This window comes from Trichormus sp. NMC-1, assembly GCF_001858025.1.
Lineage (GTDB): Bacteria > Cyanobacteriota > Cyanobacteriia > Cyanobacteriales > Nostocaceae > Anabaena.
Window position 1 is genome coordinate 625,786 of sequence record NZ_LZQD01000001.1, and the last position, 25,600, is coordinate 651,385.

Annotated in this window: 28 protein-coding genes; 10 read left to right on the forward strand and 18 right to left on the reverse strand. The window is 40.5% G+C overall.

Translation table 11 applies throughout. The features are described 5' to 3' along the window. Positions 1-79: 79 nt before the first annotated feature. On the forward strand, positions 80-1,144 hold the full coding sequence (locus tag A9Y75_RS02735) for a D-alanine--D-alanine ligase family protein (protein ID WP_071187977.1): 1,065 nt from the start codon (positions 80-82) through the stop codon (positions 1,142-1,144). A 293-nt stretch (positions 1,145-1,437) separates the two neighbouring features. On the opposite strand, the gene glgA is transcribed toward A9Y75_RS02735, so the two are convergent. Next, positions 1,438-2,856, reverse strand: coding sequence for a glycogen synthase GlgA (gene glgA, locus A9Y75_RS02740; protein ID WP_071187979.1), 1,419 nt, complete (start codon positions 2,854-2,856; stop codon positions 1,438-1,440). Between glgA and A9Y75_RS30015 the strand changes: the two genes are divergently transcribed. Further along, positions 2,855-2,986: a hypothetical protein gene (locus A9Y75_RS30015; protein ID WP_269086258.1), complete on the forward strand. Its 132-nt coding sequence runs from the start codon at positions 2,855-2,857 to the stop codon at positions 2,984-2,986. The genes glgA and A9Y75_RS30015 overlap by 2 nt on opposite strands. A 180-nt stretch (positions 2,987-3,166) precedes the next feature. Here A9Y75_RS30015 and hemC read toward each other — a convergent pair whose 3' ends face one another. Beyond that, on the reverse strand, positions 3,167-4,135 hold the full coding sequence (hemC, locus tag A9Y75_RS02745) for a hydroxymethylbilane synthase (RefSeq protein ID WP_071187981.1): 969 nt from the start codon (positions 4,133-4,135) through the stop codon (positions 3,167-3,169). Between the two features lie 230 nt (positions 4,136-4,365). On the opposite strand from hemC, the gene A9Y75_RS29285 reads away from it, so the two are divergent. The 4 genes from A9Y75_RS29285 (at position 4,366) to A9Y75_RS02765 (ending at position 7,360) form a co-directional block, all read left to right on the forward strand. After that, on the forward strand, positions 4,366-4,653 hold the full coding sequence (locus tag A9Y75_RS29285; RefSeq protein WP_071187982.1) for a hypothetical protein: 288 nt from the start codon (positions 4,366-4,368) through the stop codon (positions 4,651-4,653). A gap of 91 nt (positions 4,654-4,744) precedes the next feature. Further along, positions 4,745-5,491, forward strand: a complete 747-nt coding sequence (locus A9Y75_RS02755; protein WP_071187984.1) for a DsbA family protein — start codon at positions 4,745-4,747, stop codon at positions 5,489-5,491. 299 nt (positions 5,492-5,790) lie between these two features. After that, complete coding sequence (locus A9Y75_RS02760) at positions 5,791-6,495, forward strand: CAP domain-containing protein (RefSeq protein ID WP_071187985.1); 705 nt, start codon at positions 5,791-5,793, stop codon at positions 6,493-6,495. 19 nt (positions 6,496-6,514) lie between these two features. Then, positions 6,515-7,360, forward strand: coding sequence for an alpha/beta hydrolase (locus tag A9Y75_RS02765; RefSeq protein ID WP_071187987.1), 846 nt, complete (start codon positions 6,515-6,517; stop codon positions 7,358-7,360). A gap of 86 nt (positions 7,361-7,446) precedes the next feature. On the opposite strand, the gene A9Y75_RS02770 is transcribed toward A9Y75_RS02765, so the two are convergent. The 7 genes from A9Y75_RS02770 to A9Y75_RS02800 form a co-directional block, all read right to left on the reverse strand. After that, on the reverse strand, positions 7,447-7,749 hold the full coding sequence (locus tag A9Y75_RS02770) for a DUF1816 domain-containing protein (RefSeq protein ID WP_071187989.1): 303 nt from the start codon (positions 7,747-7,749) through the stop codon (positions 7,447-7,449). An 88-nt stretch (positions 7,750-7,837) separates the two neighbouring features. Further along, positions 7,838-8,821 carry a 23S rRNA (guanosine(2251)-2'-O)-methyltransferase RlmB gene (gene rlmB, locus A9Y75_RS02775; protein WP_071187991.1) on the reverse strand — a complete coding sequence of 328 codons (984 nt, stop codon included), beginning with the start codon at positions 8,819-8,821 and terminating at the stop codon, positions 7,838-7,840. Positions 8,822-8,919: 98 nt separating this feature from the next. Continuing rightward, the gene (locus A9Y75_RS02780; protein WP_071187993.1) at positions 8,920-9,399 is read right to left on the reverse strand and encodes a ribonuclease III domain-containing protein; all 480 of its coding nucleotides are present in this window, start codon (positions 9,397-9,399) and stop codon (positions 8,920-8,922) included. Between the two features lie 658 nt (positions 9,400-10,057). Then, complete coding sequence (locus A9Y75_RS02785; RefSeq protein WP_083389470.1) at positions 10,058-10,429, reverse strand: STAS domain-containing protein; 372 nt, start codon at positions 10,427-10,429, stop codon at positions 10,058-10,060. 204 nt (positions 10,430-10,633) lie between these two features. Continuing rightward, positions 10,634-11,785, reverse strand: a complete 1,152-nt coding sequence (gene carA / locus A9Y75_RS02790) for a glutamine-hydrolyzing carbamoyl-phosphate synthase small subunit (protein ID WP_071187996.1) — start codon at positions 11,783-11,785, stop codon at positions 10,634-10,636. 102 nt (positions 11,786-11,887) lie between these two features. Further along, positions 11,888-12,199: a hypothetical protein gene (locus A9Y75_RS02795; protein ID WP_236721313.1), complete on the reverse strand. Its 312-nt coding sequence runs from the start codon at positions 12,197-12,199 to the stop codon at positions 11,888-11,890. Between the two features lie 69 nt (positions 12,200-12,268). After that, positions 12,269-12,751 carry a hypothetical protein gene (locus A9Y75_RS02800; protein ID WP_071187998.1) on the reverse strand — a complete coding sequence of 161 codons (483 nt, stop codon included), beginning with the start codon at positions 12,749-12,751 and terminating at the stop codon, positions 12,269-12,271. A gap of 308 nt (positions 12,752-13,059) precedes the next feature. Between A9Y75_RS02800 and A9Y75_RS02805 the strand changes: the two genes are divergently transcribed. Then, positions 13,060-14,118, forward strand: a complete 1,059-nt coding sequence (locus A9Y75_RS02805; RefSeq protein WP_071188799.1) for a retropepsin-like aspartic protease — start codon at positions 13,060-13,062, stop codon at positions 14,116-14,118. On the opposite strand, the gene trpD is transcribed toward A9Y75_RS02805, so the two are convergent. Both trpD and A9Y75_RS02815 read right to left on the reverse strand, forming a co-directional pair. Beyond that, positions 14,048-15,106, reverse strand: coding sequence for an anthranilate phosphoribosyltransferase (trpD, locus tag A9Y75_RS02810; protein ID WP_071188000.1), 1,059 nt, complete (start codon positions 15,104-15,106; stop codon positions 14,048-14,050). The genes A9Y75_RS02805 and trpD overlap by 71 nt on opposite strands. 71 nt (positions 15,107-15,177) lie before the next feature. Next, positions 15,178-16,059, reverse strand: a complete 882-nt coding sequence (locus tag A9Y75_RS02815; protein ID WP_071188002.1) for a DNA adenine methylase — start codon at positions 16,057-16,059, stop codon at positions 15,178-15,180. Positions 16,060-16,218: 159 nt separating this feature from the next. Here A9Y75_RS02815 and A9Y75_RS02820 point away from each other — a divergent pair, with 159 nt between their 5' ends. The 3 genes from A9Y75_RS02820 to A9Y75_RS02825 all read left to right on the forward strand — a co-directional run bounded on the left by A9Y75_RS02820 (position 16,219) and on the right by A9Y75_RS02825 (position 19,558). Next, positions 16,219-16,872 (forward strand): sporulation/spore germination protein, encoded by a 654-nt coding sequence (locus A9Y75_RS02820; RefSeq protein WP_071188004.1) that lies wholly within the window; start codon positions 16,219-16,221, stop codon positions 16,870-16,872. 848 nt (positions 16,873-17,720) lie between these two features. Then, positions 17,721-17,867: a hypothetical protein gene (locus A9Y75_RS28165; protein WP_177176082.1), complete on the forward strand. Its 147-nt coding sequence runs from the start codon at positions 17,721-17,723 to the stop codon at positions 17,865-17,867. Next, the gene (locus A9Y75_RS02825; protein ID WP_071188005.1) at positions 17,864-19,558 is read left to right on the forward strand and encodes an MBL fold metallo-hydrolase; all 1,695 of its coding nucleotides are present in this window, start codon (positions 17,864-17,866) and stop codon (positions 19,556-19,558) included. The genes A9Y75_RS28165 and A9Y75_RS02825 overlap by 4 nt, the downstream gene beginning before the upstream one ends. A gap of 40 nt (positions 19,559-19,598) precedes the next feature. Here A9Y75_RS02825 and A9Y75_RS02830 read toward each other — a convergent pair whose 3' ends face one another. From A9Y75_RS02830 to A9Y75_RS02860, 7 genes are all read right to left on the reverse strand, one after another. Then, positions 19,599-19,910 (reverse strand): DUF6679 family protein, encoded by a 312-nt coding sequence (locus A9Y75_RS02830; protein WP_016951371.1) that lies wholly within the window; start codon positions 19,908-19,910, stop codon positions 19,599-19,601. A gap of 383 nt (positions 19,911-20,293) precedes the next feature. Continuing rightward, complete coding sequence (locus tag A9Y75_RS02835; protein ID WP_071188007.1) at positions 20,294-20,593, reverse strand: hypothetical protein; 300 nt, start codon at positions 20,591-20,593, stop codon at positions 20,294-20,296. Positions 20,594-20,922: 329 nt separating this feature from the next. Further along, positions 20,923-21,129: a hypothetical protein gene (locus A9Y75_RS02840; RefSeq protein ID WP_071188009.1), complete on the reverse strand. Its 207-nt coding sequence runs from the start codon at positions 21,127-21,129 to the stop codon at positions 20,923-20,925. Positions 21,130-21,435: 306 nt separating this feature from the next. After that, positions 21,436-22,224, reverse strand: a complete 789-nt coding sequence (locus A9Y75_RS02845; protein WP_071188011.1) for a Nif3-like dinuclear metal center hexameric protein — start codon at positions 22,222-22,224, stop codon at positions 21,436-21,438. Positions 22,225-22,421: 197 nt separating this feature from the next. Further along, positions 22,422-22,835: a secondary thiamine-phosphate synthase enzyme YjbQ gene (locus tag A9Y75_RS02850; protein ID WP_071188013.1), complete on the reverse strand. Its 414-nt coding sequence runs from the start codon at positions 22,833-22,835 to the stop codon at positions 22,422-22,424. Positions 22,836-23,028: 193 nt separating this feature from the next. Further along, positions 23,029-24,111, reverse strand: coding sequence for a glycosyl transferase (locus tag A9Y75_RS02855; RefSeq protein ID WP_071188015.1), 1,083 nt, complete (start codon positions 24,109-24,111; stop codon positions 23,029-23,031). A 65-nt stretch (positions 24,112-24,176) separates the two neighbouring features. Further along, complete coding sequence (locus A9Y75_RS02860) at positions 24,177-25,337, reverse strand: aminotransferase class V-fold PLP-dependent enzyme (protein ID WP_071188017.1); 1,161 nt, start codon at positions 25,335-25,337, stop codon at positions 24,177-24,179. Positions 25,338-25,600: the final 263 nt, after the last annotated feature.

Below are 25,600 nucleotides of genomic sequence, written 5' to 3' on the forward strand. Positions count from 1 at the left end.
AAATTTGACGAAGCATTTCTCTGAGAAGTTGGATATCTTGTGGTACGCTATCTGCTTTAGAAGTATCGAGGTAGAGAAGATGACTAAGCTGCGGGTAGGCTTGCTGTTTGGTGGACGTTCTGGAGAACATGAAGTTTCAATAATTTCAGCAAGAGCGATCGCTAAAGCCTTAAGTGCAGAAGACAATAGCAATAAGTACGAAATTCTGCCTTTCTACATTCAAAAAGATGGCTTTTGGCAAACTGGGGAAACTGCACAGCAAATTTTAACATCTGGTGTGGCTATGGAAAATCCCGCCGTTACACCTAATTTATGGCAATTTCCACCACAAACCGCACAAATTGATCTGTGGTTTCCCATTCTCCACGGACCTAATGGAGAAGATGGTACAATTCAAGGCTTACTCACCTTAATGCAAAAGCCTTTTGTGGGTTCTGGGGTGTTAGGTTCAGCTACAGGAATGGATAAAATCGGCATGAAAACCGCTTTTGCCCAAGCAGGGCTACCACAAGTAAAATATAAAGCCATAACGAGAGCGCAAGTTTGGTCAAATTCTTGTGTGTTTCCCAAACTCTGTGATGAAATTGAAGCAACATTGGACTATCCCTGTTTTGTCAAACCTGCTAACCTAGGTTCATCGGTGGGAATTACCAAAGTGCGATCGCGCCGAGAATTAGAAGCAGCCTTAGATAAGGCCGCCACTTATGACAGACGGATTATAGTAGAAGCGGGAGTTGTAGCCAGGGAAGTAGAATGCGCCGTTTTAGGGAACGATAACCCCAAAGCTTCTGTAATTGGCGAAATTACTTTTGATAGTGATTTTTACGATTACGAAACTAAATACACCGAAGGTAAAGCCGATTTATTCATTCCTGCACATCTTCCAAAAGCAATTGTCGAGCAAATTCAAGAAATGGCATTACAAGCCTTTGCAGCCGTTGACGCTGCTGGTTTAGCGAGAGTAGACTTTTTCTATGTAGAAGCTACCGGAGAAATCTTAATTAACGAAATTAATACCTTACCAGGGTTTACAGCCACAAGTATGTATCCTCAACTTTGGGCTAATACTGGTGTTCCCTTTCCCCAACTTGTAGATCAATTAATTCAATTAGCGATGGAAAGACATTCTGCTGCCAAAATATAGCAATTGCCAATTTTATGCGAAGCTGCATAGAATCATGAAATCCATTGATTTATCTGCTTAATCTTCTCTTCTCCTGTCGGAGACACTACGTGAACGAGACGCTGCGCGTTGGCGTTAGCCTCGCTTTTGGCGATACGAGAAGCCACCTAAAAGATATCTCCAGAAAAGAATGTAGAGACGTTCCATGGAACGTCTCTACTAGGAAATGAACATTTAATTTTCACTGCTATGTCTAAAGGGAGTCCATATCTGCGGTCAATTAGCCTTTATCTCTTATTCTATGCAGCTTCATCTTAATTGGGTATAGCCTCGGTTAATATTGACTCTGGCTCTTCTTCTGGCAAACCGTAGATTGATCTGTACAGTTTATCGTATTGCTTGGCAGAACGATACCAACTGAAGTCCTGGTTCATGCCGCGTTTTTGTAATTCTTGCCATTGCGGTTTGAAACGGAAACCTTCCCAAGCACGAATCATGCAGGTAAAAAGGTCTAAGGGTTCATAACGGTCAAAGCAATAACCAGTACCTGCCTCATTTACTGGGTCGTAATGTGATACGGTGTCCACTAATCCACCTGTACGACGGACAATTGGTACAGAACCATAACGCATAGACATCATTTGACTGATACCGCAAGGTTCAAAACGGCTAGGCATTAAGAAGGCATCAGTACCAGCGTAAATGCGACGAGAAAGGGCATCGTTATAGAGCAAATAAGTTGCCATACGTCCAGGGTAGCGAGATGCGAGTTGCCACATTTGGGTTTCATAATAGCGATCGCCTGTTCCCAACAAGACAAATTGAGCATCTGTATAAGCCATAAAGCGGTCTAAAATTTGTAAAACCAAATCCAGACCTTTTTGTTCTACCAACCTACTTACCATGCCAATCAAGAAGGCACCAGAGTTAACTTCTAAACCCATTTCTTCTTGCAAGGCAATTTTGTTAGCTTTGCGTTTGTCTAGGGTATCGGTGGTGAAAGTTTGGGTGATGTATTTATCATTGGCGGGGTTATAAACTTCAGTATCTATACCGTTGATAATCCCTGATAACTTACTGCTAATAAAAGACAACAAACCTTCGATTTGTTCTCCGTAAGCAGGTGTTTTAATTTGCTCCGCATAAGTCGGAGAAACTGTATTCACCTTGTTGGCAAACTGCACTGCTGCGGCCATGGTGTTGTGTCCTTGCATATACCAGGGACACCAAGTAATTTTCTCCAAATACCAACGCCACGGCCCTTGATATGCCAGGTTATGAATGGTAAAGACAGTGGTGATATCTGGAGATTGGTTCAACCATACTGGCAACATTCCTGTGTGCCAATCGTGACAATGGACAACTTCCGGTTTCCAGTAATTCCAGCAAAATTCCGCTGCACCATTGGAAAATAAGGTAAATCTCCAATCTTCATCTTCTCCCGAATAAATACGGCGAGGTAGGAAAGATGGATGTCCAAATAAATATAATGGAACATCAGTACCAGGCAGAACACTTTCGTAAACTGCAAACTCCTGGAACATGGCATATCCGCGCCATACAGGTTCTTTAGGAACCTCCATTTTGTCTGGGAGAAAGCCATAGTAAGGCAAAAATATGCGGACATCATGACCCATTTCTCTTAAAAATTTGGGTAATGCACCTACAACATCACCCATTCCGCCAACTTTAGCAATGGGGGCAGCTTCTGCTGCAACAAATAAAATTTTCATGGTGATTGGATTTTGGATTTTGGATTTTGGATTTTGGGTAAGAATTCAGGAGTCAGAAGGGGCGTATTGCAATACGCCCGTACAGGAGTCAGGAGACGCTTCGCAGACCTTTGGTTCAGAATGCTTATGAAATGAAGAATAGAGAGAAGTGAGATTTTATCCAAATCATCAAAGTTGACTAAAAAAGCCTTTATTCTCCTGAATCGGAGTATTCTCTATCCTGAATACTTACGATTTTGGATTTATTAACTCAAATCTCAAATCTCAAGTTTTTGTTTTGCCTGTTACCTATTGTGTATAACCTATCACCTTATGCACCGCGTTGGATATCGGTAAAGATTTCCTCCAAAATTTCTGTAGCACCTTGTTGACGTAAAATACTGGCTAGTTCTGCTCCTAATTTTTCAGCCTCAGCAGCAGCACCGCTAACAGTATCTTTAACGAGTCGTTGACCATCAACACTGGCAACTAGACCTTTTAGTGTTAATTCATCACCATTAATTTCTGTATTTACACCAATGGGAACTTGACAACCGCCTTCTAAAACTCTTAAAAATGATCTTTCAGCCAAACAGCGATCGCGTGTTTGTGGGTGTTCAATGGCTTTCAGTAAGGAAATTACTTCGGTGTCATCTGCCCGGCATTCTATGCCCAAAGCCCCTTGTCCGACTGCATGGAGGGAGATTTCTGGGGGAAGAATTTGGTGAATGCGATCGCTCATTTCCAATCTTTCTAAACCAGCTACCGCTAAAATTAAAGCATCATATTCACCTTTATCCAGTTTTGCCATGCGTGTAATCAAGTTGCCCCGAACATCTTTAAATGTAAAATGAGGGAACTTATGGCGTAACTGTGCCAGTCTTCGCAGGGAAGAAGTACCAATCACCGCACCTGCTGGTAAAGTCTCGATTTGCTCACCTTTATGCTTTTCATGTAGCACCACCGCGTCTGCGGGGTTTTCCCGTTCTGTAATAGCTGCTAATGTTAAACCTGGGGGTAAGTTCGTGGGTAGATCCTTGAGGGAATGAACAGCAAAATCAATCTCATTATTGATCATGCCCAATTCCAGTTCTTTGGTAAATAGTCCTTTATCGCCAATTTTGGCCAATGCTACATCCAAGATGTTGTCCCCTTGGGTAGACATAGTATGGACTTCAAAAGTAATGTCGGGAAAGCTTTTCTGGAGTTGCGCTTGTACCCAGTATGTTTGAACTAGAGCTAGTTGGCTTTTGCGTGAACCAATACGAATAGTGCGTGCAGGACTAGAAACTGAAGTCATAAAACTATATGTCAAACCAGGCAATAAATTAACATCTATCTAGACTACCGCAGCACGTGACGGACTGGATTAGATCACGCTAATTCTATGAAGATTTTATTTGCCAGTAGCTTTACATTTATTTACAATTTTTGAAATAGATCCCCGACTTCTTTGAGAAGTCGGGGATCTGGAAATTAGATAAATTAGAATATAATTAAGTTAGCAATAATTCGGTTTTAAGAAATTCTATGCTTTTACTTCAAGAATTATCTGAACTATTGCCAGCCGAAGATCCCGAAGCACGGCAAACAATTACCGGCGTTAATTGGGAAAATTATGAAGCTTTACTCAATGATTTAGGATGTTTTAAAAGTCTAACTTGGGCGATTAGAAATCACGCCTACACTGACAAAACCTGCCTACGCAGGTTTGAAACCCTTAATTTTTCATTAGTCCAAGCAAGTGGACTTAGCTTGTGTAGTAGTGTATCCCTTACGGGAGCCGGAGGCTCTATTATATTCGCCGAAAACTTTTAAGACATCCTCTTAGATATATCATCACTATGTTTTGTAACTCATTATCAGCGATACTAAAATAGTCAGAATTTTTCTAGTATTTTATTTTCCCATGTTCAATATTTTTAAACTCTTGCGTATCTGGGTAATTTGTAGCTTACTGTGTTTGAGTCTTTGCTGGTCACTTCCTGCTCAAGCTGATACCAAAATCGATCCCCAACTAGAACAGCAAGTACTACAAATTATCCGCAAACACCCAGAGATAATTATCGAATCTGTGCAAACCTATCAACAGGAACAGCAGCAAAAAGTACAGCAAGCAAGGCAGGAGTTTTTACAGAATTTCAAAACTAATCCTCAAGAGATAATAGGTGATTCTCCCACCACAGGTTCAACTCAATTAAAAACTGTGTTGATAGAGTTTTCTGATTTTGAATGTCCCTATTGTGCAGAAGCACATACAAAACTCAAAGACTTGTTAGTAAAGTATCCAAATCAATTTACTTTAGTATATAAACATTTGCCATTGAGCCAAATTCATGAGCAAGCTTTACCAGCGGCAAAAGCAGCTTGGGCGGCATTTCAACAAGGTAAATTTTGGCAATATCATGATGCCCTCTTTACTAATCAGAAGCAACTAGGTGAGACTTTGTATTTAGATATTGCTAAAAATCTCAAGTTGGATTTAGCAAAATTTAAAACTGATCAAAATCGAGCTAATCAAGCAATTGAAAAAGACCTGGAAATGGCTTATAAATTGGGACTTGCTGGCACACCTTCCTTCATAATCAATAGTCAGAATTTTTCTGGGCCAGTTCAGCTATCAGAAATCGAGAATATATTGACAAGTCAGAAGTAATACCAATTTAATATAAGGTTGCACAAAATCAGATAATCCATGAATTCATCTGGTATCTATTTGCGTACTCTTGGAGAAAATACCCTACAGATATCTATATCTATATCTATAGATAGTTGTTGTCCTGGAAATCTGATTTTATGCAACTTCATAAGAAAAAAGGTATCACACTTTATCCTTTATATATAATAGTCACCATGCCCTCACTTGGGAAGAGTGGGGCTTTTCAGAACTTGTCTCAGGTGTTGGTTAATCTCTTAACATAAAAATTGTTTGCCATAAAATCGTGAGGTTATTAAATGCGTAAATTGGGATTTTGGATATTTTTGCCGATTACTCTGGGAGCTAGTTTTTATGATCAACTGCTGCAATCTAGACCATCAATAGCACAATTGGCTCCAAATATAGTTAAGAAGAATAATTCGACTTTGTTAGCAAAGAACAGTTACTTGTCATCGTTAGAACAACAAGTGATTGATGAAACTAACAAAGTCAGAACTAATCCTCAGTCATATTTACCCATCTTAGAAAACTATAAAAAACGCTTTGAGGGTAATAAAGTCAAAATTTCTAATAATACCTATTTAATTACTCAGGAAGGGGTAAAACCAGTCAATGAAGCGATCGCATTTCTCAAATCAGTCCGCCCTGTAGGTACATTAAAAGCCTCTAAGGGAATGTCTTTAGGTGCTAGAGATCACGTCAAAGACCAAGGAGTAAAAGGTTATACAGGACATAATGGTAGCGATGGTAGTACTTCTGCTAGTCGCATTAATCGTTATGGTAAATGGCAAACCACTGCTGGGGAAAACATCAGCTATGGTATCAACAATGGACAAGATATCGTCATGCAATTAATTATTGATGATGGTGTACCCTCTCGCGGTCATCGAAAAAACATTTTTAACCCGGCTTTTAAGGTGACTGGTGTCGCTTACGGTTCTCATAAATCCTATAGAAATATGTGTGTAATTACTTATGCAGGCGGCTATATCGAAAAATAAACAGGAGTAGTGGCAAGTCATGAGCGATCGCTATCATACTAAATCTGTACCTCTGAATGTTTACATTCAAGGTCAAGGATTTCCTGTTCTGGGTTTACATGGTCATCCTGGAACTGGTCGTAATCTTTCTCTGTTTACAAATCATTTATCAAAACGCTTTCAAACATTTGCTCCAGATTTGCGAGGATACGGCAAAAGTCGCTGCCATAGCAAATTTGAAATGCATAACCATTTAGATGACTTAGAAGCTCTTCTAGACCAGTTTCAAATTGAAAAATGTCTAATATTGGGATGGTCACTTGGTGGTATTTTGGCGATGGAATTGGCACTCCGCCTCCCACAGCGTGTCACTGGGCTAATTTTAGTAGCAACCTCAGCTAGACCTTGGGGTAATCATCCCCCTATTTCTTTGCAGGATAATGTCTATACCGCTATTGCGGGGTTATTAAATTATGTCAAACCTGGTTGGCAGTGGAATATTGAAACTTTTGGCAAGCGATCGCTCTTTCGCTACTTAATCCAACAACACACACCCGCAGCCTACAGCTACATCGCCAAAGAAACTATAGAAGCCTATTTACAAACCTCAACTCATGCTACCAGCGCCCTCTATAGCGCCATTAAAGCAGGGTATAACCGACTTCCAGACCTAAGACATATCGAATGCCCCAGTTTGGTACTTGCTGGTTCCCAAGATCGTCACATTACAGCTGATTCTAGTTTAGAAACAGCGCGACATCTTAAAAATTCTCAGTGGCAATGTTATCCCAACACAGCCCATCTTTTCCCTTGGGAAACTCCCCAAGAGTTGTTATCTGATATTGATGGTTGGTTGGAAGCCCACCCACAGGTAATTAAAGTTTAGACTTTGAATTTTGATTTGAATTTTGAATTGTTATTGTCATCGTTCCCAGAACCAGTCTGAGAAAGATGACCGCCTAATGATTACTTTTAAACTTGACCGCTAAAGGCAGGCTTTACTTTACGGTCAATCCTTTCCCCCAAGTCTTCAGCAATAGTCAAAACATAAGGTTTGCACTGCTTGACATTGACTATAATGCCTTGAGCTTCTTCAATTTCCAAATCTTCTACGTAGCCTTTGCTGGCGGATACCGCCTCTACTGAGCTTAGAAATGGACCGAAATAGTATGTGCAACGGGGATTCTGGGTAACAATCTCTACCCACCAAGCTAATCCTAAACCGTTGGATAAACTAATCAGTCCTTCTTTAAAGTTATGCCAAATTGTTTTCATGGTTTTCACCAGTTTATAAACGTATTACAGGGTGTTCAACAATATGTTGGATTTATTCTCTGTTACATTTCTTTATACTCTTTTCGGCCTATTTTTTCAAAGAAATTGTACGTAGTTTATCAAGATAGTGAGTATTTAACGAACGTTGGCGATAAATTTCATAAAGCGCCATACCCGCTGCCACCGATGCATTCAGGCTGGGAGTCTTACCCTGTAAGGGTATGGATACTAAAACATCGCAACCACGTTGTGTCAACATACTAAGACCTTCGCCTTCAGCACCGATTACCAAAACACTAGGGCCACTGAAAGTTACTGTATGCAAAGGTTCGCTACCTGCCGCAGCAGTTCCATAAATCCAAAACCCAGCTTCTTTGAGTTGTTCTAAAGCACGGCTGAGATTAACGACTCTGGAAACGGAAAAGTTTTCTAAAGCACCTGCCGCCACTTTCACCACAGTGGAAGTGATCCCCGAAGCCCTTCTTTGGGGAATAACTAATCCTTGAGCGCCTATGGCTTCGGCTGTACGAATAATGGCACCCAAGTTATGGGGGTCAGTGATCCCATCAGCGACAACAATTACAGGATCTGAGACAGATTTTGTCTGTTCAATTAAATCTTCTATTTCTATGTAGGCGTAAGGAGCAATTTGGGCTGCTATACCTTGGTGATTAGCCCCTTCAGTGATTTGGTCTAACCGTTTAGGCTCAACTTCATCAATCACTGAGCCATTTTCTTTAGCTTGGAGAATCAAATGATGAAAACGATGGTCATAGCGAAGGCGAGTAGTAATCCAGATGCGGTTGAGATTGCGCTGACTTTCCAACGCACTTAATACTGGATGACGACCGTAAATGAGATCATGATCTTTATCTTGATCTTCTGCGGGTTTGATGACTGGGGAAGGCAGGGAAAGGTGATGAGATATTCGTGGTTTACTAGAGATGGGTTTGCTTTCGCCCTTGGCTTGATGGCGAATCGGGTTAGCAATAACGCGTTTACCCTTAATTTTCACGGGTTGTCCACGTTTGGGTTCACTAGCAGTATTGATTTTTCTTGGTTGATTTGTCATGGAAGTATTTGATGTGAACAAATGGGTGAGCATCACGATGATCTCAAATTTAATGAACTATGACGACAGATTTTCCTATCAGCAGATGTAGCTACTAACTATCTCTCTAGATGGAGTTTTTGTAATAGTTCCGTTAAACGTGGATGATCGGTCAGGTATAGGTAGCCAACTAAAGTTTCTAGACTAGTTGCTTGTTGATAAATTTCGGGATTAAGTCGCTTAGGACGGCTTGTAACAGCGTTGCGACCTCTACGGACAATTTCTAACTCGTTACTCCTCAAGTGAGGAATCAGCGATCGCAAATGTAGCGCTTGTGTTTCCGCTCTGACCTGCGCCACTACCGAACGATGGTAAAGTTCTGACCGCTGCTGTGGCCACAGGTAATACATTCTAACATAAAGTTCGTAAATTGCATCCCCCAAGTAAGCCAAAGCCAAAGGAGAAATCTGTTTAATTTGTGCCGGGGATATTTGCTGGGATAATGCTGCTGTCTTTACTAACAATTCTGTTATCTCTGATGAATCTTCTATGGTAGATTCATCTTCTTGATTTAATCGCTGTTCCTCCTGTGAATTCACAAGTTAATCATTCCTTGACTGACTTTGGGTGGATTATTTTCGCCCACATTTTTTTGTGGGAATTATCAGTTGCTGATGTACTGAGAATATATAACACTAGTAAAAATTACTAAATCTTTGTTTATTCTTGGCGATTGGAATTTGACATCCAGAGGTATCTGGACACAAAAACCTTTCAACGTACTTCGCGGGGTTTACGCGTAACTCGTCATTATTCAAACTTAGTCTGCCAATTCTATAATTTTCCTGGGATAACTAGTATAAATCTTAATTGAACTTTCAAACATATAACTTTTAGCAGATGGAATTCCTATTTGATTTTTGTTGCATAGCGCTTCATTGCCACTAGTACACAACGGCATGAGTCACCTAACCCGTTTAAAAATCCTAAAAAGCTTGCGTCATCTACTTTTTAAATTTTGAATTTTGAATTTTGAATTCCGAGAAAACGGTACTAGTGGCTCAGATAATTTTTTTACCGAAGAGGACGCTCCAGAGTGGGAGACGCGGCGACGCGGTGAGGTTATCCCCGTGTCCCCGTGTCCCCGTGTCTTCTTCAACTCTCCCACAAGGAGAGAGGTTTTTTGCCCAATTGTTAAAAATTAAGCTATCCGATGTTGAATCTGGATAGCCAAATTGATTTTCTTTGGTCAAGCAATCAAGATGACTTGATGTTTTCTAGAGCCGCCTCAACCGTGGATTGAAGGGCGAGAAACTTCTCTAAGCGAACAAGCTTGACCGTTTGAGTGACACGAGCATTGGTGACAATTTGCAAAGTGCCTGTAGCGGTTTGAGCTTGCTTGGCCAACTGTACCAGCGCACCTAAACCAGAGCTATCAACAAAGTCAATTTGTGAGAGATCCAGAATGATGTGCTTTGGACCTTCGTCAATCTTACTGCCCAGTACCTTGCGAAATGTCGGCTCAGAAAAAGCGTCTAACAAACCTGTGAGGCGGAATAGCTGACAGTTATCCCGGGTTTCGCGAGTGCCTCTCAGGCTCACGGTTAGATTTAGTGGTTCAGCAATAATTCCCTCCTCGTCCTTGGAACTGAAAGTAAACGCTCAAGTATAGATGGTTTTGGCGTAAATTGTCTAGTTTGGGTATTGGATTTTGGATTTTAGATTTTGGATTTGGGATGTTAGTTAACTTCAATCTCAAATCTAAACTCTAAACTCTAAAATTTATTTCCTCATCTAGTGACCCATCGAGACATTTTTTTATTTTTACTTCACCTAAGCGATCGCAGCTTGGCGTGCTGTTTGCATTTCTAGCACAAATTGCTCAAATAAGTAATCAGCATCGTGAGGTCCCGGACTAGCCTCTGGGTGATATTGTACCGAAAATACAGGTAGAGACTTGTGACGTACCCCTGCCACGGTGCGATCGTTTAAGTTCAGGTGACTAACCTCTACAACTGCTGACGGTAAGGAATCCGGATCAATAGCAAAACTGTGGTTTTGGCTAGTAATTTCTACTCGTTGTTGTAAACCCGCTGGCTGATTTAAACCACGATGCCCAAATTTAAGTTTAAAGGTTTCTGCTCCTAGAGCATGACCTAAAATTTGGTGTCCCATACAAATACCAAACATGGGTTTTTCGCTTGCCAGCAGGGCTTTAGCGGTGCTAATACCTTCTGTGACTGCGGCTGGATCGCCGGGACCGTTAGAGAGAAAAATACCATCTGGATTGTAGTTGAGGATTTCTTCAGAAGATGTATCGGCAGGGACAACTATCACCCGACAACCATAACTGGCTAAACGGCGCAAGATATTCCGTTTAACACCAAAATCTAGGGCGACAACGGTGAAAGTTTCGCCAATTTTAGCCACAGCCTCTGAGTTGAATTCCCAAGCCGCAGTGGTGGCCTCTGACCATTCATAAACTTTTGATGTGGTGACTTCCCGCACCAAATTTAATCCCGTCATGTTGGGAGCAGCTTGCACCAGTTCCAACAATTCTGATTCATCTAAAATGGATGTAGAAATGCCACCGTTCATAGCGCCAAACATCCTAATTTTGCGAGTCAGGGCGCGGGTATCGATGCCATATATACCGGGGACTTGGTGTTTTTTTAGGTAGTCTGGTAGGGATTGTGTGGAGCGCCAATTACTTGGTTTGTGACAGATATTGCGAGCGATCGCACCCTGCACTTGAGGTTTAGCTGATTCCTCATCTTCGGGATTGACCCCAGTGTTGCCTAATTCAGGATAGGTAAAAATGACAATTTGACCAGTGTAACTCGGATCAGTTAACACTTCTTGATATCCGGTCATGCCCGTGTTGAACACCACTTCACCGATGGCAGTTCCCGTAGCACCGAAAGACCAACCGTGATAAGCAGTTCCATCTGCTAAGACAAGTAGAGCGGGTATTGCATCAGACATAGGTTATTGGTAATTGGTAATTGGAGCCAGAAGAGGGTTTTCTCTCTTCTATAATTTAAATTTAGTTCTTTATAAGACTACAAAATTATATTTTCTCATGGTTTATTCTGGTGGATACTCTACATCTACAATATTCATTTCTATAATTGCAAGTTGCTCTTTCAACTCCTGATCACTAGGTCTTTTAGGGTATTCTTCGTGCGTATAGACCCATACCGGATAAACAGAGCAAGAAGCTTGATGAACAACATACATAAATCGGCCTTTACGAGAAGCACCTTGAAGTTCCGGCATCAAAAACCGAATTTTTCTAAATTCAAAATCTGGTTTGTAAGCACCTTTAGGAAAGTTCTCGCTATCTGAATCATCAAAAAGGGGATCTTGGGCAAGGGTATCTATATAGGTCTTTATCAAAACCTCAAATGAATCTCTAGCTCTTTTGTTTTTTTGTAGTGAGTTTTAACAAGCCTAGCAAGACTAAGCTCAAACTTCTGCAATGGCCTTATCGAATATGTTTCGCAACCAGGCACTACTATCCTCCGGCTTTACTTCTGGAATACGTTCGTAATTTAAACGCAATTCCTCTAAAGTATCAGATAAAACAGCCTGATATTCGGGATCATTCTGCTCAATACAATCAAGAATTGTATCAACTAAGAAATCAATAGCATCAATACAAGCATCATAAGATTCTCTTTGGGAAGTAAGATTCAAAAAGAGCAAATAAATTTTTGCTTTGAGGATATCCAAAAACCCTGTAACTTCTTCCGTTGACTCAATTAAAGAGTAGGCAAAATCTCTTAATGCATCACGTTGTTCAGAAGAAAAATTGTTCCACTCAGCCTTAATCTCCCTAGAAGCTTGTTTAAAATATGAGGCATATTCATCAAATTGTGCAGATGAACTAACTTTATTGCCCCGAACTTGATAAATTTGCTCAAAATCAATTAAAACTGCACTAGACACAGGTAATACCTCTACTTGTATATAAATGACAACCTTAAATACCTTTCTAGAGAATATGACTCTCCACGGGTAATATCTGGTAATGCCAGACATAACTAGACATAAATATTTATATATTCATCAGAAAGTAAGAAACTTCCTGTAATTAGTATACAATCCTTTACAAAAAAATAATATATGTGTATACAAAAATACAAAAAAATCTTATTGAAAATCTTGGTTTGAAAATGATTAAACTTAAACCATATTTAATTCGGTGGGGGCGCTACACTGGGATAGAGCCAGGGCGGTTAAACCGAAAAGTCATTATGCTTCAGCCTTTTTTATCCCGCACAGCCCTAATTATCCTCTCCAGTAGTCTAGCGGTTTTCACTGTTGCCTGTGGTGAAGACAAACAGACAACGACGACTGGTAGTCAACAGCAATCTGTGCCTCTTGGTAATCTGGCAGCAATACAGCCACCTGCAAAAAAGCCAGCATCACTACAAGCTAACCCAAAACCACAGCCGTTAGAACCGTCGGAAATTGACCCAAATGTTTTGGAATCGGCGCTGGATAAAGCTACCAGTGGTTTGACTATCAGTCAATCTGCTCAATCAACGGATGATTGGAATTTAGTAGCAAGTCAGTTTCATGATGCGATCGCTCTCATGAGACAGGTACGCCGAGACAGTCCTAATTTTCCCTTTGCTCAAAGAAAAATCGCCGAATACAAGGGTCAAATTCAGTTAGCACAACAGAAAGCTAACCCTAGCAGTTTCGCATCTTCAGTGACTCAACCCCAAAGGGTTGTTGTTGTTCCCCAAATAAAACCGAAAACACCAAGTAACTCAAGTCTTGCTTCTACTAGACAAAAACCGCAATTACCACCACCACAGCCTGTTTTCCCCTCATCGGAAATCTCCGGCCAAAATCATGAGGTATTCGTAGCACCAATTAAGCGGCGAATTGCTGGCACACCGATTGTGGAAGTTACTTTTAATGGTAGACAGCGATTTGAGATGATTGTTGATACGGGGGCTAGTGGCACTGTGATCACTCAAGAGATAGCGAATGCTTTGGGTGTAGTTCCCGTGGGGACAGCTAAAGCCAACACTGTTAGTTCCAAAGCTGTGGAATTCCCGGTTGGCTATCTGGATTCGATGGAAGTGGGCGGGGTAATGGTAAATCAAGTCCCAGTAGCGATCGCTGGTACAGAATTAGAAACAGGATTGTTAGGACATGATTTTTTTGGCAACTACGACGTTACTATCAAACGCAATGTTGTCGAATTTCGACCCCAAACCCACTCAGAAATTAATCCCCCAGGAATTCAACTAACTGTTCCAACTTTGTCCAAGGGCTACCGGTTTGTAGAATTTCCCTAGCCAATGTTACTCCTTGAGTATGGTTCAGCAGGGGAACTACACCAGCCACTTGCAATGCCAATGACGCATTCAGCGCTACCGCATCCTGTTGGGCTTGAGTCCCTTTTCCTTTCAGCACGTCTTTGAGAATTTGGGCGTTTTCTTGGACATCCCCACCTTTTAAGGCTGTAATGGGCGCAGGTGTGATTCCAATTTCTTGAGGATTTACAGTTGTTAGCTGCACTTCACCATCAGCTAAGACGGCTAAGTCTGTGATATCGCCTAACCCCGCTTCGTCTAATTTTTCTCGCCCATGCAGTACAATCGCCTTTTGCGTTCCTAACTGGTTTAAGGTTTGTGCGATCGTTTCTATCAATTTGGGATCAAATACTCCAATTACTTGCCCAGTCGGACGCAAGGGATTTACTAAGGGGCCAAGTAAATTAAACACTGTCCGTACTTTTAGATTTCTCCGTATTGGTGCAACTGCCTTTAGTGCTGGATGCCAACCAGGGGCAAACAAAAAGGTAATTCCGATTTCTTGGACTGCTGCTTGCACTTTCTCGCTAGAAGCACTTAAATTGACTCCCAACGCTTCTAAAACATCAGCACTTCCAGTTAAACTAGAGGCAGAACGACTACCATGTTTAGCAACAGGCACACCAGCCGCCGCCGCAACAAAAGCAACTGCTGTGGAAATATTAAACGTTGATGCCCCATCCCCACCTGTTCCACAAGTATCAATAAGCCGTAGGGGCGGGGTATCCCCACCCTTATTTGTCGGTACAGCAGACAGAGATTTTAATACTTCAGCCATTCCTGTCAACTCTTCCACAGTTACACCTTTAAAGTGCAGCGCTGTTAAAATTGCTCCCGATAACTCTGGGGGAATCGCTTCATTTATCCATCCTTGCATCAATACTGCTGCTTGAGTACGGGATAATGATTGGCGATCTAATAATTGTTGCAGCAGAATCGGCCAATTAATAGGAATTGGGGGAATAGTCATAGCTTCTGGTTTCACTTGATCGGACTGGGGATTATCCTACCGAAAAAATGGCAAAGTATCAAAATTTAGCCCTAGACATCAAGACTTAACTGCAAAGCTAAATTAGGTAGATTCTTATTTTTTACTGTTTTCTCTACAGTTTGTTTAACTTTATAGTTGCTAATGAATAACTCTTGACCTTTTTCAGCTTTTTTTTGCTTATAGTTATTCATCCCATACTGCAATTGCCACTCAAAAATATTTGCCCCTTGAAAATTTTCGCGGATTTGTGGTGAGTCGTCATAGGTAATTAAATATCGGTGTTCACATAGTTTTAAATCTTCAGCAAATTTTTGATCATCAAATCCAGTATGTAAATCACCATCTTTACCATATAATCTTGACTTTTTGGCAATTAAATAGGGCGGATCTAAAAAAATAAATACATTTTCCCCTTCGGCATTTATCACTTGACTATAATCTAAATTAGTAATTTTGACATCTTCTGTTAATATAGTTTCTAATTTTTCTAACCGATCTATAGATGAATCAGTAAACCTTTTATGAAAAGATTCCAGAGACAAACCACCAGATTCTATAGTTCCCGAAAAGGTAATTCTGTTAAGAACAAAAAAACGCACTGCTCTTTCTAAATCTGATAAACTACTGGCATCAACACTTGTTAATTCTGAAAATAGCAATCTACCATCTTTATAAGTTTTTTTAACATGGCGAATTTCCGAAACTAATTTAGATAAATCAGATTGAGCAAAATGCCAAAATAAAAACAACTCACGATTTAAATCATTAATCCAAATCTTTAAATCAGGGAATTTTTGTTTTAAATAAATAAATACGGAACCACCACCCACAAAAGGTTCTCTGAATTCTGAAAAGCTTTCTGGTAAATGTTCTGATATTTGCTTGATTGCTCTTGATTTACCACCAGGATAACGGAGAGGACTTTTAATCATAATGAACGATATTTAATTTTTTTACCTCAAAATATGTCTGAATAAGTTAAATTCTATTCTCTCTGAGTGATTTATAATCTCTCGGTCATAAATTAGACTTGACAAACATACTCTAATAAAGTTGTATAAGTTACTCCTTTGATAAATTCTGTAAAATGTATGATCTCAGCCATTAATACACCATTTTCTCAAATTATGAACAGCCAAAAAAAATATCTTTCGTCTCTGATTTTATTAGCCCTTTGCACCAGCATTAGTAGTTGTGCTACCAACGATACGGCTGATAATAGTCAAAGTCAAATCTCAACACCCATAACAACACCAAACATTGCAGTTTCCCCAACTCCTCAACTAACTCCAAGCACGACTCCACTAAAGTCTCCACCTAGCAAAGTTGAGCCATATTCAACTACAGAATCTCCCAGGGAAGAGCTACCCACTTCAGAGTCTAAAGCTGTCTCTGGTAAAACTACTAATGTTACCCTATACACAAGTGATGAACAATGTCAAGAATTAATTCCTAAAACAGCTTCAGTGTCAGCGGATGAACCCATGACAGAAGCCATAGGTAAAATCATAGAGCAACGAGATACAGCGGACTTGAGCTTGTCTGGGTATCGGGTAAATGTTAATAATGGTGTCGCTACCGTTGATTTACGAATCTCTCCTGAATCAAAGCGGCAAATAGCTTCTCTTTCCAGTTGTGAACAGTTTGCACTCTTTGGTAGTCTTCGCAAAACCTTAACCAGTAATTCCCAATGGAAAATTAAAGATGTGCGTTTCACAGACCGAGGTAAGGAAATTGTTCTTTAATCAGGAAGTAGTGGGAAAAACAGTTTTATGGGAACTTCAAAACATACAGCAGGAGTCAGGAGTCAGGAGTCAGGAGTAAAACTGGCTTGCTGTCTAGGTTTCAATTTTGATTCTGTACCTCATTGATCTGCAATCTGCTATAAATTATCCAATTTCACAGAATTAAAACAACTTTTCTTCCCCCTGCTCCCTGCTCCCTGCTTCCTGCTCCCTGCTCTGAAAACAATGGGATATTGGGAAGTCCTAAGTTGGACAGATTAGCGGAAAAGGTTTAGAATCTACATTATTAGGGTAATTTTACCTATTGCTCAATGTACCCAAGCATAGTAAAGATTTTCTAGTGATTATGCCCAGATACAGAATTACACTATTAAGATAAAAAAGTCTTTAGTCAAGGAGGGCAAACACATGGATGTTAAGCTGATTTTAGTAGGATTAACCGTTATATTTACTATTTCGTGCTTATTTTTCGGCACGAAGAACGGATTTTATGATTCAGATAACTATCATGGCAACGGTTCTGCACATTGATAGAATTCATTGATCTTTTGTGGGGTTAAGGCTCTTCCTGTGGGCATTAACCAAAATGCCGTTATTTAGATAGGGTGTTATATCAATTCACTTAATTAAACAATACCTTGTCCAAATCGAAAAAAGTCTTGATTTGTAGGTTGGGTTGAGGTACAAAACCCAACAAATGCGTCGGGTTGCGCTGTCGCTTAACCCAACCTACAAAAAATGGACAAGGTATTGTTAAAGCTACAAATGAATCTCCGCGTCACCGCGTTCGTCCATTTGTATCAATCTTAAAGTGAAACGGTATTAGTCTAGATCAAGACTTAAACGCTGTGATTAATCTATCAAAGGCGGCTGGCTTAGTCGTGTCTGCCTGTGGACGGGGAGAAAAACCGACAGTCCCGGAGGAAGCAGGAAGTAAATCTCAATGTCTGGATAATTCTGACGTTGTATTAGTTTTATGGAGCAGGAGAGCATGAGGGATGATCTGTCGGTATCCTCTCACCCTGATACTGGGGAAGCGCCTAGTGAATTAGATTGTTTTCCCTACAGTGTTCAACATCAGGATGAAGGCTTGTGTTTATTAGTGCGGATGGGTCCACACCGCATTTTGTTAGATTGTGGTTTGGCGGATATTTCATCGCTGACGAGAGATTTGACTCAATCGACAGCGCGGGGTAGTTCGGAGCTACCAGCCGATGTAGTATTAGTTAGTCATGCTCACCCAGATCATGCTAGAGGTTTGCTGGGGCTAAATCAAGCTTTTCCCCATTTACCAATTTATGCCAGTGAAGTAACTAGTAAGTTATTGCCACTAAATTGGCCAGAACAAGACACTGAAGTGGTTCCGGCATTTTGTCAGGCGCTGCCGTTGCGATCGCCTGTAGAAATTCAAGAGAATCTGGTGGTAGAATTATTTCCCGCCGGTCATATGCCAGGCGCTGTAGCTATTCTACTCACTTATCATACTCAGCACCGAGATTACAAATTACTTTACACAGGGGATTTTTTCTTATCCAATTCCCGGCTAGTAGATGGATTACGCTTGGAGGAATTGCGCGGATTAGAGTTAGATGTGTTGCTAATTGAAGGCAGCTATGGCACATCTCGCCATCCCCACCGCCGCAATCAAGAAAATCAACTAGCTGAAAGAATTCATCGCGCCATTACCTCCAGTGCCTCAGATGCGATCGCAGATCATTATTCTGTAATTCTCCCTACACCTGCTTTAGGGTTAGGTCAAGAACTACTGATGCTGTTACGCTCTCATCACCATTTTACCGGACGAGACTTAGATATTTGGGTGGATGGTGCTGTTGCTGCTGGCTGCGATGCTTATTTAGAACTTTTATCCCATCTGCCGGCATCAGTCCAGAACTTTGCTCGTCATCAACCTTTATTTTGGGATGAACGAGTACGTCCCCGTGTGCGGCGGTTGAAGGCAGAAAATCTAGCAACTCTGGGCAATTCACCCTGTATTCTCCTCACTGACTCTACAGCGGATTTGGCTAAATACTGCCAGCCCAACACAGGACCTTGGCTGATTCTGCTGCCAGAAAAAATTGATATAAAAGTTAATCAAGAATATTTAGCAAAGACTACTGTGGAAAGCTATCTCATGGCTCAACATAGTGATGGTCCGGGGACAACACAGCTAATTCATAATTTACGTCCCCAGCACGTTGTTTTTGTTCACGGTTCCCCTGCCTACTTAGCCGACTTGACAAGCTTAGAAGAGCTACAAAATCGTTATCATGTGCATTCTCCTGCGGCGGGTATTTTAGTAGAACTGCCCATTGGGGAAACATTTTTACAACCAGCTGCTCCAGAAACTAATTATGAAGGCGAGTTAACAGAGTTGGGAACGGTGATTACAATTACCCTCCCCGATGCGATTACAGCTGATCAACGTTGGCGACAATTTGCGGATACAGGTTTAATTGAAGCCCGTTGGCAAGGGGAAGAATTAGTATTGCGGGGGTTGTCCCAACGAGAACTGCTCAACCAAAATAAAGATCGCTATACATGGTCTGAACTAGAATGTTGTGGTACGTGCAGATACCAAAGAGGGCAACGGTGTTGGAATCCCGCTGCCCCATTGTATAACTTCAAAGTTACCCTTGAAGGTTACTGTCCAGCCTTTGAGAGGCTATCTAATTATGAGTCTTGAATCAGGATTTGCGACTCAAAACTCAGTACTCAGGTCTAAATTAGTCTGGATTTGAGTCTGTGTATGGGTTGCGGATACGCTCCGCCTCAGGACAATCTTCAGTCATGAGAGGTTCCACATTACCCCGTGGTACGGAAGCTAATTTTTGCGTTACAGCGCCAATGCTTTCTAGGCGAACCATCTCTTCCCAAGAACAAACTTCGTCTTCTTCGTCTGTTTCATAGCGTAGAGTCACTAAATCACCCTCTATATCTATGATGCGGGCCCGCTCTATCCAGCGTTGCTGATCCCGCAAAAAAACACATACCTCCCGCCCGTCGCAACACAGTTGATAAATCTTGCGGTGTAGCATGTACTGCTTCTGCCTTTTTAAACAACGTAGTTAAACCTGTCAAAATCCGGGTTTTACCCCAGTAAAATACACCCTTAAGAGGTCAATTCTACAGTTCACAACTAGTACAGTGTGGCGGAAATCAATCTACGATTCAAAATCGATTAAAAGCTTACTTGATAAGATTTTTGAATTTTGAATTTTGTAGTTACCCGTAGACGCAAAGCGCTTTGGCAGGTATTTTGGTTTCAGCGTAGGCGTAGCCTCTCGCAGAGAAGCGGTACTAGTAAGTCTATTGACCCAATCTAACAATAACTCGGTTGTAGTAGTTAGATATAGGGAAAGCTTGGGTCATAAACATATGGTTACTGCATCAGTTGAACTCAGTCTCTTTCGGGTCAATGCTAGAGAATGTCTACTTCATAGAAGTCAAACAATTCTGGAGTTGTCCTAACCAGGTTAATATGTGGTGGTGATTCCTTACTACCGTAATGTAATAAATAGTACTGCAAAGCAAGCGATGATTGCGGTTGTTTGAGTTGCCTACTTGTAGTCATTGGCATTTCTAGGAAGTCTGGGGACTCGGCTATACTTTTAACCCTTAATGTATTTGATCTTAACTCATTCTCTGGCTTACCTTCATTGTTTTCAACAACAATACCTGAAGAGTTTTGAGTTTTACGTTGTAACGCAGGATAATACAAACGTAATTTTTGGATCAGGATCTTTAAAGAAATGTGACTGAATCACTAATCCAGGGTATAGCAGGGGACTCTTGATAGCGGACAGGTAACAGTGTGAAAAGTCTTTTGGTGTCCTAACCACCTTGGCTGTTGTTATAAGATAAAGATTGATTTTGATTGTATTTATGCCATTTACCCAGCGGTAGGGCAGTAGATAGTGGTATTGTGGTAGTTTTAATTAATGTTAACCTGCGATGATTCCCCAAAAAGCAGGCAATAAATTTATATATTCGGGCAATTTCGGCTGTATGTGCTGTATGTTAAGTTTTGTGGCGCAATTTTTAATGAGATTAGTTGAGGATGGGGAATTTCATCAGGTTTTTGGAAGAAGCTTCTCTTTTAATTTTACCAGTGCGAATTGCTTCGTATAGAGATGCAAGCTCTTCTAAATCTTCTGGCCGATAGCACTTAGTCGCTAATACCTGGCGCAGTAAACCCTCAGATTCAACACTAAGATATCCCGTTTGGAAAGCAGATGCAATGAGTGTACGAATCATGATAAATAGGGCATAATAGAGAGTTTATTAGTTCCATTGTGGAGCATTTACTTTCCCAATACATTGATATAGAACAATAAATTCCAGTGATTGTCATTACATTTTTATTGTGATTTCAATCACGAAAATAATACAAGAATACTATGATTGGCAAGGTTTTCACGGAATCACTTAGAAAGAAAAAGTACAAAAAATCCGACTATTTGATTGATGAAGTTAACAAACAGTTCGTGTTCCAATATACTGCTATAGTAATATTCTAAGTAATAAAAATTACTTGAAAGGGCAAATTGCCAAAATATTTAATCAGGGTAAAAACTGGCGAAAATCCTCATCACTTTGACTTAATTGCACCCAATCTAAGTTGAGAGTTTGGAATTTTTGTACCAAGCGATCGCACGCTGGGCGTTCAGTGGCATAATGTCCAGCATCAATGAGAATGAGTTCCCTGTCTCTACTTTCTTGGAATTGATGGAACTTACAATCGGAGGTAAGATAAGCTTGAGCTTCGGTTTTGACGACTTCGGAAATAAAACCTGCACCCGAACCACCCAAAACAGCAACTCGTGAAATCTTCTGCTGCAAATCAACAGTAGGGGAAAAAATCAATTTTGGGGGATTAAGTCGAGTTTGAATGGTGGTCAGTAATTCCTGTAAAGTCAGAGATGGTTCCAGCATTCCTACACGTCCATAACCTAAACCTGATTGGGTAGGGACTATGGGAGATACTGCTTGCAATTGTAACATTTGTGCTAAAACATCCGCTGTGCCATCCTTTACCTGATCAAGATTTGTATGCGCGCTATATACACCAATTTTGTGAGTAAAAGAGAAGCGCACCATTTCTGTGATTGCTTCCCCAGTGCATAAAGATTTGAGGGGATGAAAAATCAGGGGATGATGGGCAAAAATCAGATTAGCATGGAGAGATATCGCTTCTTGCATTACCGCTAAAGTTGGAGTCAAACACACCAACACCCTTGCTTCTTCCGACAACACACCTGGTTCAATCTGCCAACCGCAATTATCCCAGCTTTCACACCAAGCGGGATTTGCCCATTCTTCAAACCAGTTAATTAAATCAGCAATTTTCATAGATGTTTTAGGCGCAGTTATCCGTAATCATATCAAGGGGTATGTTGTCAATTGTTAAGATATATCGTACTTTATCTAAAGCTAAGATGAACGACAAGAGCGTGAAAATTAAATGTGCGTTTCCTAGAACCCTTGTAGAGACGTTCCATGGAACGTCTCTACATTCTTTTCCGCCAGATATCTACTGTACTGATAGCCTATCCAGAAATGTGAACTACCAACTCTCTTGTTTGACTGCGCTGACGATGTTCCCAAATATAGATTCCTTGCCATGTTCCCAATACTAAATAACCGTTATTAATAGGTATTTGTTCGGAAGTATGAGTTAAAACTGTGCGAATATGGCCTGGCATATCATCTGCACCTTCGGCATCATGGATATAATCGTTGCCTTCTGGGACTAATTTAGCCATGAAATTTGCCAAATCTATTAATACATCAGGATCTGCGTTTTCTTGAATGACTAAACTGGCTGAAGTGTGACGCAAAAATAAAGTACAAAGTCCAGTTTTCACTCCTGATTCGGCAACTATGGCTGCGATTTTGGCGGTAATGTTTTGAAATGATTTCCCAGTAGTGGAAACTTTCAATAATTTTTGGTAGTGAGTCATACCAATTTTAGATTTTAGATTTTAGATTTTGGATTTTAGATTTTAGATTTTGGATTTTGGATTTTGGATTTTAGATTTTGGAAATATTACAGCAGATTGCAGATCAATGAGGTACAGAATCAAAATTGAAACCTAGACACCAAGCCAGTTTTATTCCTGACTCCTGACTCCTGACTCCTGACTCCTGCTGTATCTACATTGATTGAAAATAATTTATCACAGATTTAGCTATAGTTTCATTTCCATCTTTGGCTAGGGTTTGATTTTGTTTTGGTGGTTGGGGTGAGTCATGAAGAAAATCCCAATTTCCTTGAAAGAAATCTTTTGGATTGATGATTTGATGTTGGTTGTAATTTTTTATTCCTTCTAAGAGTAAAACAGCTTCGGCAAAGTCATCACGAGGGATGGTAATAATAGGTAATCCTAAGCGTGTAGCTTCTGCAAAAGTACTATAACCTGGTTTAGAAATTACTCGGCCACAAATTTGCATAAAATCAACTGGACGATATTCACGATTTGTGACTTTCACTAAGTTTGGTAAATCAGGTGCAGAAGAATCAAAGGTGATAAATTGCCAATCGGAAAACTTATCAATATTATTATAAGGAATTTCCTGTAAACCTAAACCACCAAAAGTAAGTAATATAGTTTTTTCTTGGGGTGCTGTTATTCCCCAATTAGCGCGTAATTCCTCAGCAGGGAAGTTTGGAGAACTACCGGTTAAACCTACATCTGTGATATTAGCAAAAGCTGGCATGGGTTCGTGAAAGGGAAAACGAAACAAGCGATCGCTTTTTGCATACCAATCATTAATCCAATCAGCAATTTCTATAAATTCCCCACCCCAATCTCGATAAATAAAGTCCCAACCAAAGTTACTCATCATCCAGCAGGGAATATTTGCTGCTTTTGCGAATCCAGCAGCGAGAAAGGGAATATCTGCCAATATAAGATTAACACGATTTTGACGAATAAAATTAACTTCCGATGCAATTAAAGAATTTTGATTTTTTTTAATTTCTCTTAATTTTGCTAAGGTTGCTGATTTATCCATCGTTAAACTATCAGTTTGGATGACTCCTAAATCAAATGCCCTTTGACGTAGGATAAAATCACCTTTTATATAAGATTCTAACAACCAGCGGGGAGCAGTAGTGACTAAAATCAATAATATTTCTGGACACAGTTTTTGAATTGTTGCCGCTATTGATGCGGTGCGGGTAGCATGGCCAAAGCCGTGATTGGTGATTGCTATATATAGGATAGGGCGTTCCATTTTAGGTTTTAGGTTTTGGGGTTTTTACCGCAGATGAAAAAGACGCGGGGACGCGAAGAATTTCTTTAATTTTGAATTGTGAATTGTTTGATTGCTGTGATTAGTTGGTCAATTTCTGATTTTAAAGTTAGATAATGAACGCTGACGCGGATACAATTTGGATTAGCAATTGTTCGAGTTAAGATTTTTTGCGCTTCTAAAAATTGTACTAACTTCAAACTAGGCTGATTATTGGCAAGTTGAAAAGATACTAAACCGCTTTCGGGTGGGGAATTCTTTAAACATTTAACTTCCGGTAAATTTGTCAATTTTTCCCAAAGATATTCACTATTATGGCAAATTTGCTCATACCGTTCTGCGGCTGTTCCCCATTTTTGATGGATAGCGATCGCTTCCCTTAATCCCACATACAATGGAGTTGCTAGGGTAGAGACTTCATATCTTCGCCCATCTGGTTGCCAATTAACTGGTTGCGCTTGATTATTGGTAATTATTCCGTCCAAACCGATAAAAGTCGGTTGCAAACTTTCCCGCGCTTCTGGACGCACATACAAACCACCTACACCAGCAGGGCCACATAACCACTTATGACCGGTGAAAGCATAGAAATCTACACCCAAATCCGTTAAATTTAAAGGTAGAACACCCACAGATTGTGCAGCATCTACCAACAGCAAAGAATTGTTATTCGTGCATATTTCGACAATTTTGTCAAGAGGCAAAACTTGACCTGTATTCCACAAGACATGACTTAAAACCACAAGCCTAGTATTGGGGCGTAAACTTTCAGCAATAATAGAGAGAGGATCACCCTCATTTAAAGTTGCCTTCAGGGGACAAATAGAAACTTCTACAGCGAATCGGCGGCTAATTTCTTGAGCAGTAGCAATTACTCCGGGGTGTTCACAATCAGAGAGTAAGAGATGATCACCAGCTTGCCAATTGATACCCCACATTCCAATATTACAGCCAATTGTGACATTACCCGTGAGAGTAATCGTGTCAGATGGTACATTTAACACAGAAGCGATCGCTTGTCTAGTAGCTTGCATTTGGGGTGAAATCCAGCCATAAGCCTCAGTTCCAAAAGGCCCGATATCCTGAATATGAGCTTGAGTTTGGGAGATAGCATCCATAGCCCCTTGAGGCATTGGTCCTTGTCCACCATAATTAAAATAAACCTTATTCCCTAAAGCTGGAAATTGTGCGCGATGGTGATGCAACATAGTTAATTTTAGATTTTAGATTTTAGATTCGCCATTTAGCAGGAAACCCCATATTAATACTATTCCCCCCTCCCTCCTACACACTTCCCAGTCAAAAATTACCTATATTCCTTCTTCCTTCTTCCTTCGCGCTCTTTGCTTCGCAACGCTACCGCGAACGCGCCTATCCCTACGGTACACTTCGTGAACGCGGTTCATTAAATCCAAATTCTTCAGAGAAAAGAGTAAAATCAAGTCCGGCTAACTGCTTATCAAAAAAACTC

What these genes read in the sequence shown, in the direction of transcription:
- A9Y75_RS02735 (WP_071187977.1), top strand. Translation starts at nt 80, where the DNA reads ATGACTAAGCTGCGGGTAGGCTTGCTGTTTGGTGGACGTTCTGGAGAA.
- A9Y75_RS30015 (WP_269086258.1), top strand. Translation starts at nt 2,855, where the DNA reads ATGGTGATTGGATTTTGGATTTTGGATTTTGGATTTTGGGTAAGAATT.
- glgA (WP_071187979.1), bottom strand. Translation starts at nt 2,856, where the DNA reads ATGAAAATTTTATTTGTTGCAGCAGAAGCTGCCCCCATTGCTAAAGTT.
- hemC (WP_071187981.1), bottom strand. Translation starts at nt 4,135, where the DNA reads ATGACTTCAGTTTCTAGTCCTGCACGCACTATTCGTATTGGTTCACGC.
- A9Y75_RS29285 (WP_071187982.1), top strand. Translation starts at nt 4,366, where the DNA reads ATGCTTTTACTTCAAGAATTATCTGAACTATTGCCAGCCGAAGATCCC.
- A9Y75_RS02755 (WP_071187984.1), top strand. Translation starts at nt 4,745, where the DNA reads ATGTTCAATATTTTTAAACTCTTGCGTATCTGGGTAATTTGTAGCTTA.
- A9Y75_RS02760 (WP_071187985.1), top strand. Translation starts at nt 5,791, where the DNA reads ATGCGTAAATTGGGATTTTGGATATTTTTGCCGATTACTCTGGGAGCT.
- A9Y75_RS02765 (WP_071187987.1), top strand. Translation starts at nt 6,515, where the DNA reads ATGAGCGATCGCTATCATACTAAATCTGTACCTCTGAATGTTTACATT.
- A9Y75_RS02770 (WP_071187989.1), bottom strand. Translation starts at nt 7,749, where the DNA reads ATGAAAACAATTTGGCATAACTTTAAAGAAGGACTGATTAGTTTATCC.
- rlmB (WP_071187991.1), bottom strand. Translation starts at nt 8,821, where the DNA reads ATGACAAATCAACCAAGAAAAATCAATACTGCTAGTGAACCCAAACGT.
- carA (WP_071187996.1), bottom strand. Translation starts at nt 11,785, where the DNA reads ATGTCTGATGCAATACCCGCTCTACTTGTCTTAGCAGATGGAACTGCT.
- A9Y75_RS02805 (WP_071188799.1), top strand. Translation starts at nt 13,060, where the DNA reads ATGCTTCAGCCTTTTTTATCCCGCACAGCCCTAATTATCCTCTCCAGT.
- trpD (WP_071188000.1), bottom strand. Translation starts at nt 15,106, where the DNA reads ATGACTATTCCCCCAATTCCTATTAATTGGCCGATTCTGCTGCAACAA.
- A9Y75_RS02815 (WP_071188002.1), bottom strand. Translation starts at nt 16,059, where the DNA reads ATGATTAAAAGTCCTCTCCGTTATCCTGGTGGTAAATCAAGAGCAATC.
- A9Y75_RS02820 (WP_071188004.1), top strand. Translation starts at nt 16,219, where the DNA reads ATGATCTCAGCCATTAATACACCATTTTCTCAAATTATGAACAGCCAA.
- A9Y75_RS02825 (WP_071188005.1), top strand. Translation starts at nt 17,864, where the DNA reads ATGAGGGATGATCTGTCGGTATCCTCTCACCCTGATACTGGGGAAGCG.
- A9Y75_RS02830 (WP_016951371.1), bottom strand. Translation starts at nt 19,910, where the DNA reads ATGCTACACCGCAAGATTTATCAACTGTGTTGCGACGGGCGGGAGGTA.
- A9Y75_RS02840 (WP_071188009.1), bottom strand. Translation starts at nt 21,129, where the DNA reads ATGATTCGTACACTCATTGCATCTGCTTTCCAAACGGGATATCTTAGT.
- A9Y75_RS02845 (WP_071188011.1), bottom strand. Translation starts at nt 22,224, where the DNA reads ATGAAAATTGCTGATTTAATTAACTGGTTTGAAGAATGGGCAAATCCC.
- A9Y75_RS02850 (WP_071188013.1), bottom strand. Translation starts at nt 22,835, where the DNA reads ATGACTCACTACCAAAAATTATTGAAAGTTTCCACTACTGGGAAATCA.
- A9Y75_RS02855 (WP_071188015.1), bottom strand. Translation starts at nt 24,111, where the DNA reads ATGGAACGCCCTATCCTATATATAGCAATCACCAATCACGGCTTTGGC.
- A9Y75_RS02860 (WP_071188017.1), bottom strand. Translation starts at nt 25,337, where the DNA reads ATGTTGCATCACCATCGCGCACAATTTCCAGCTTTAGGGAATAAGGTT.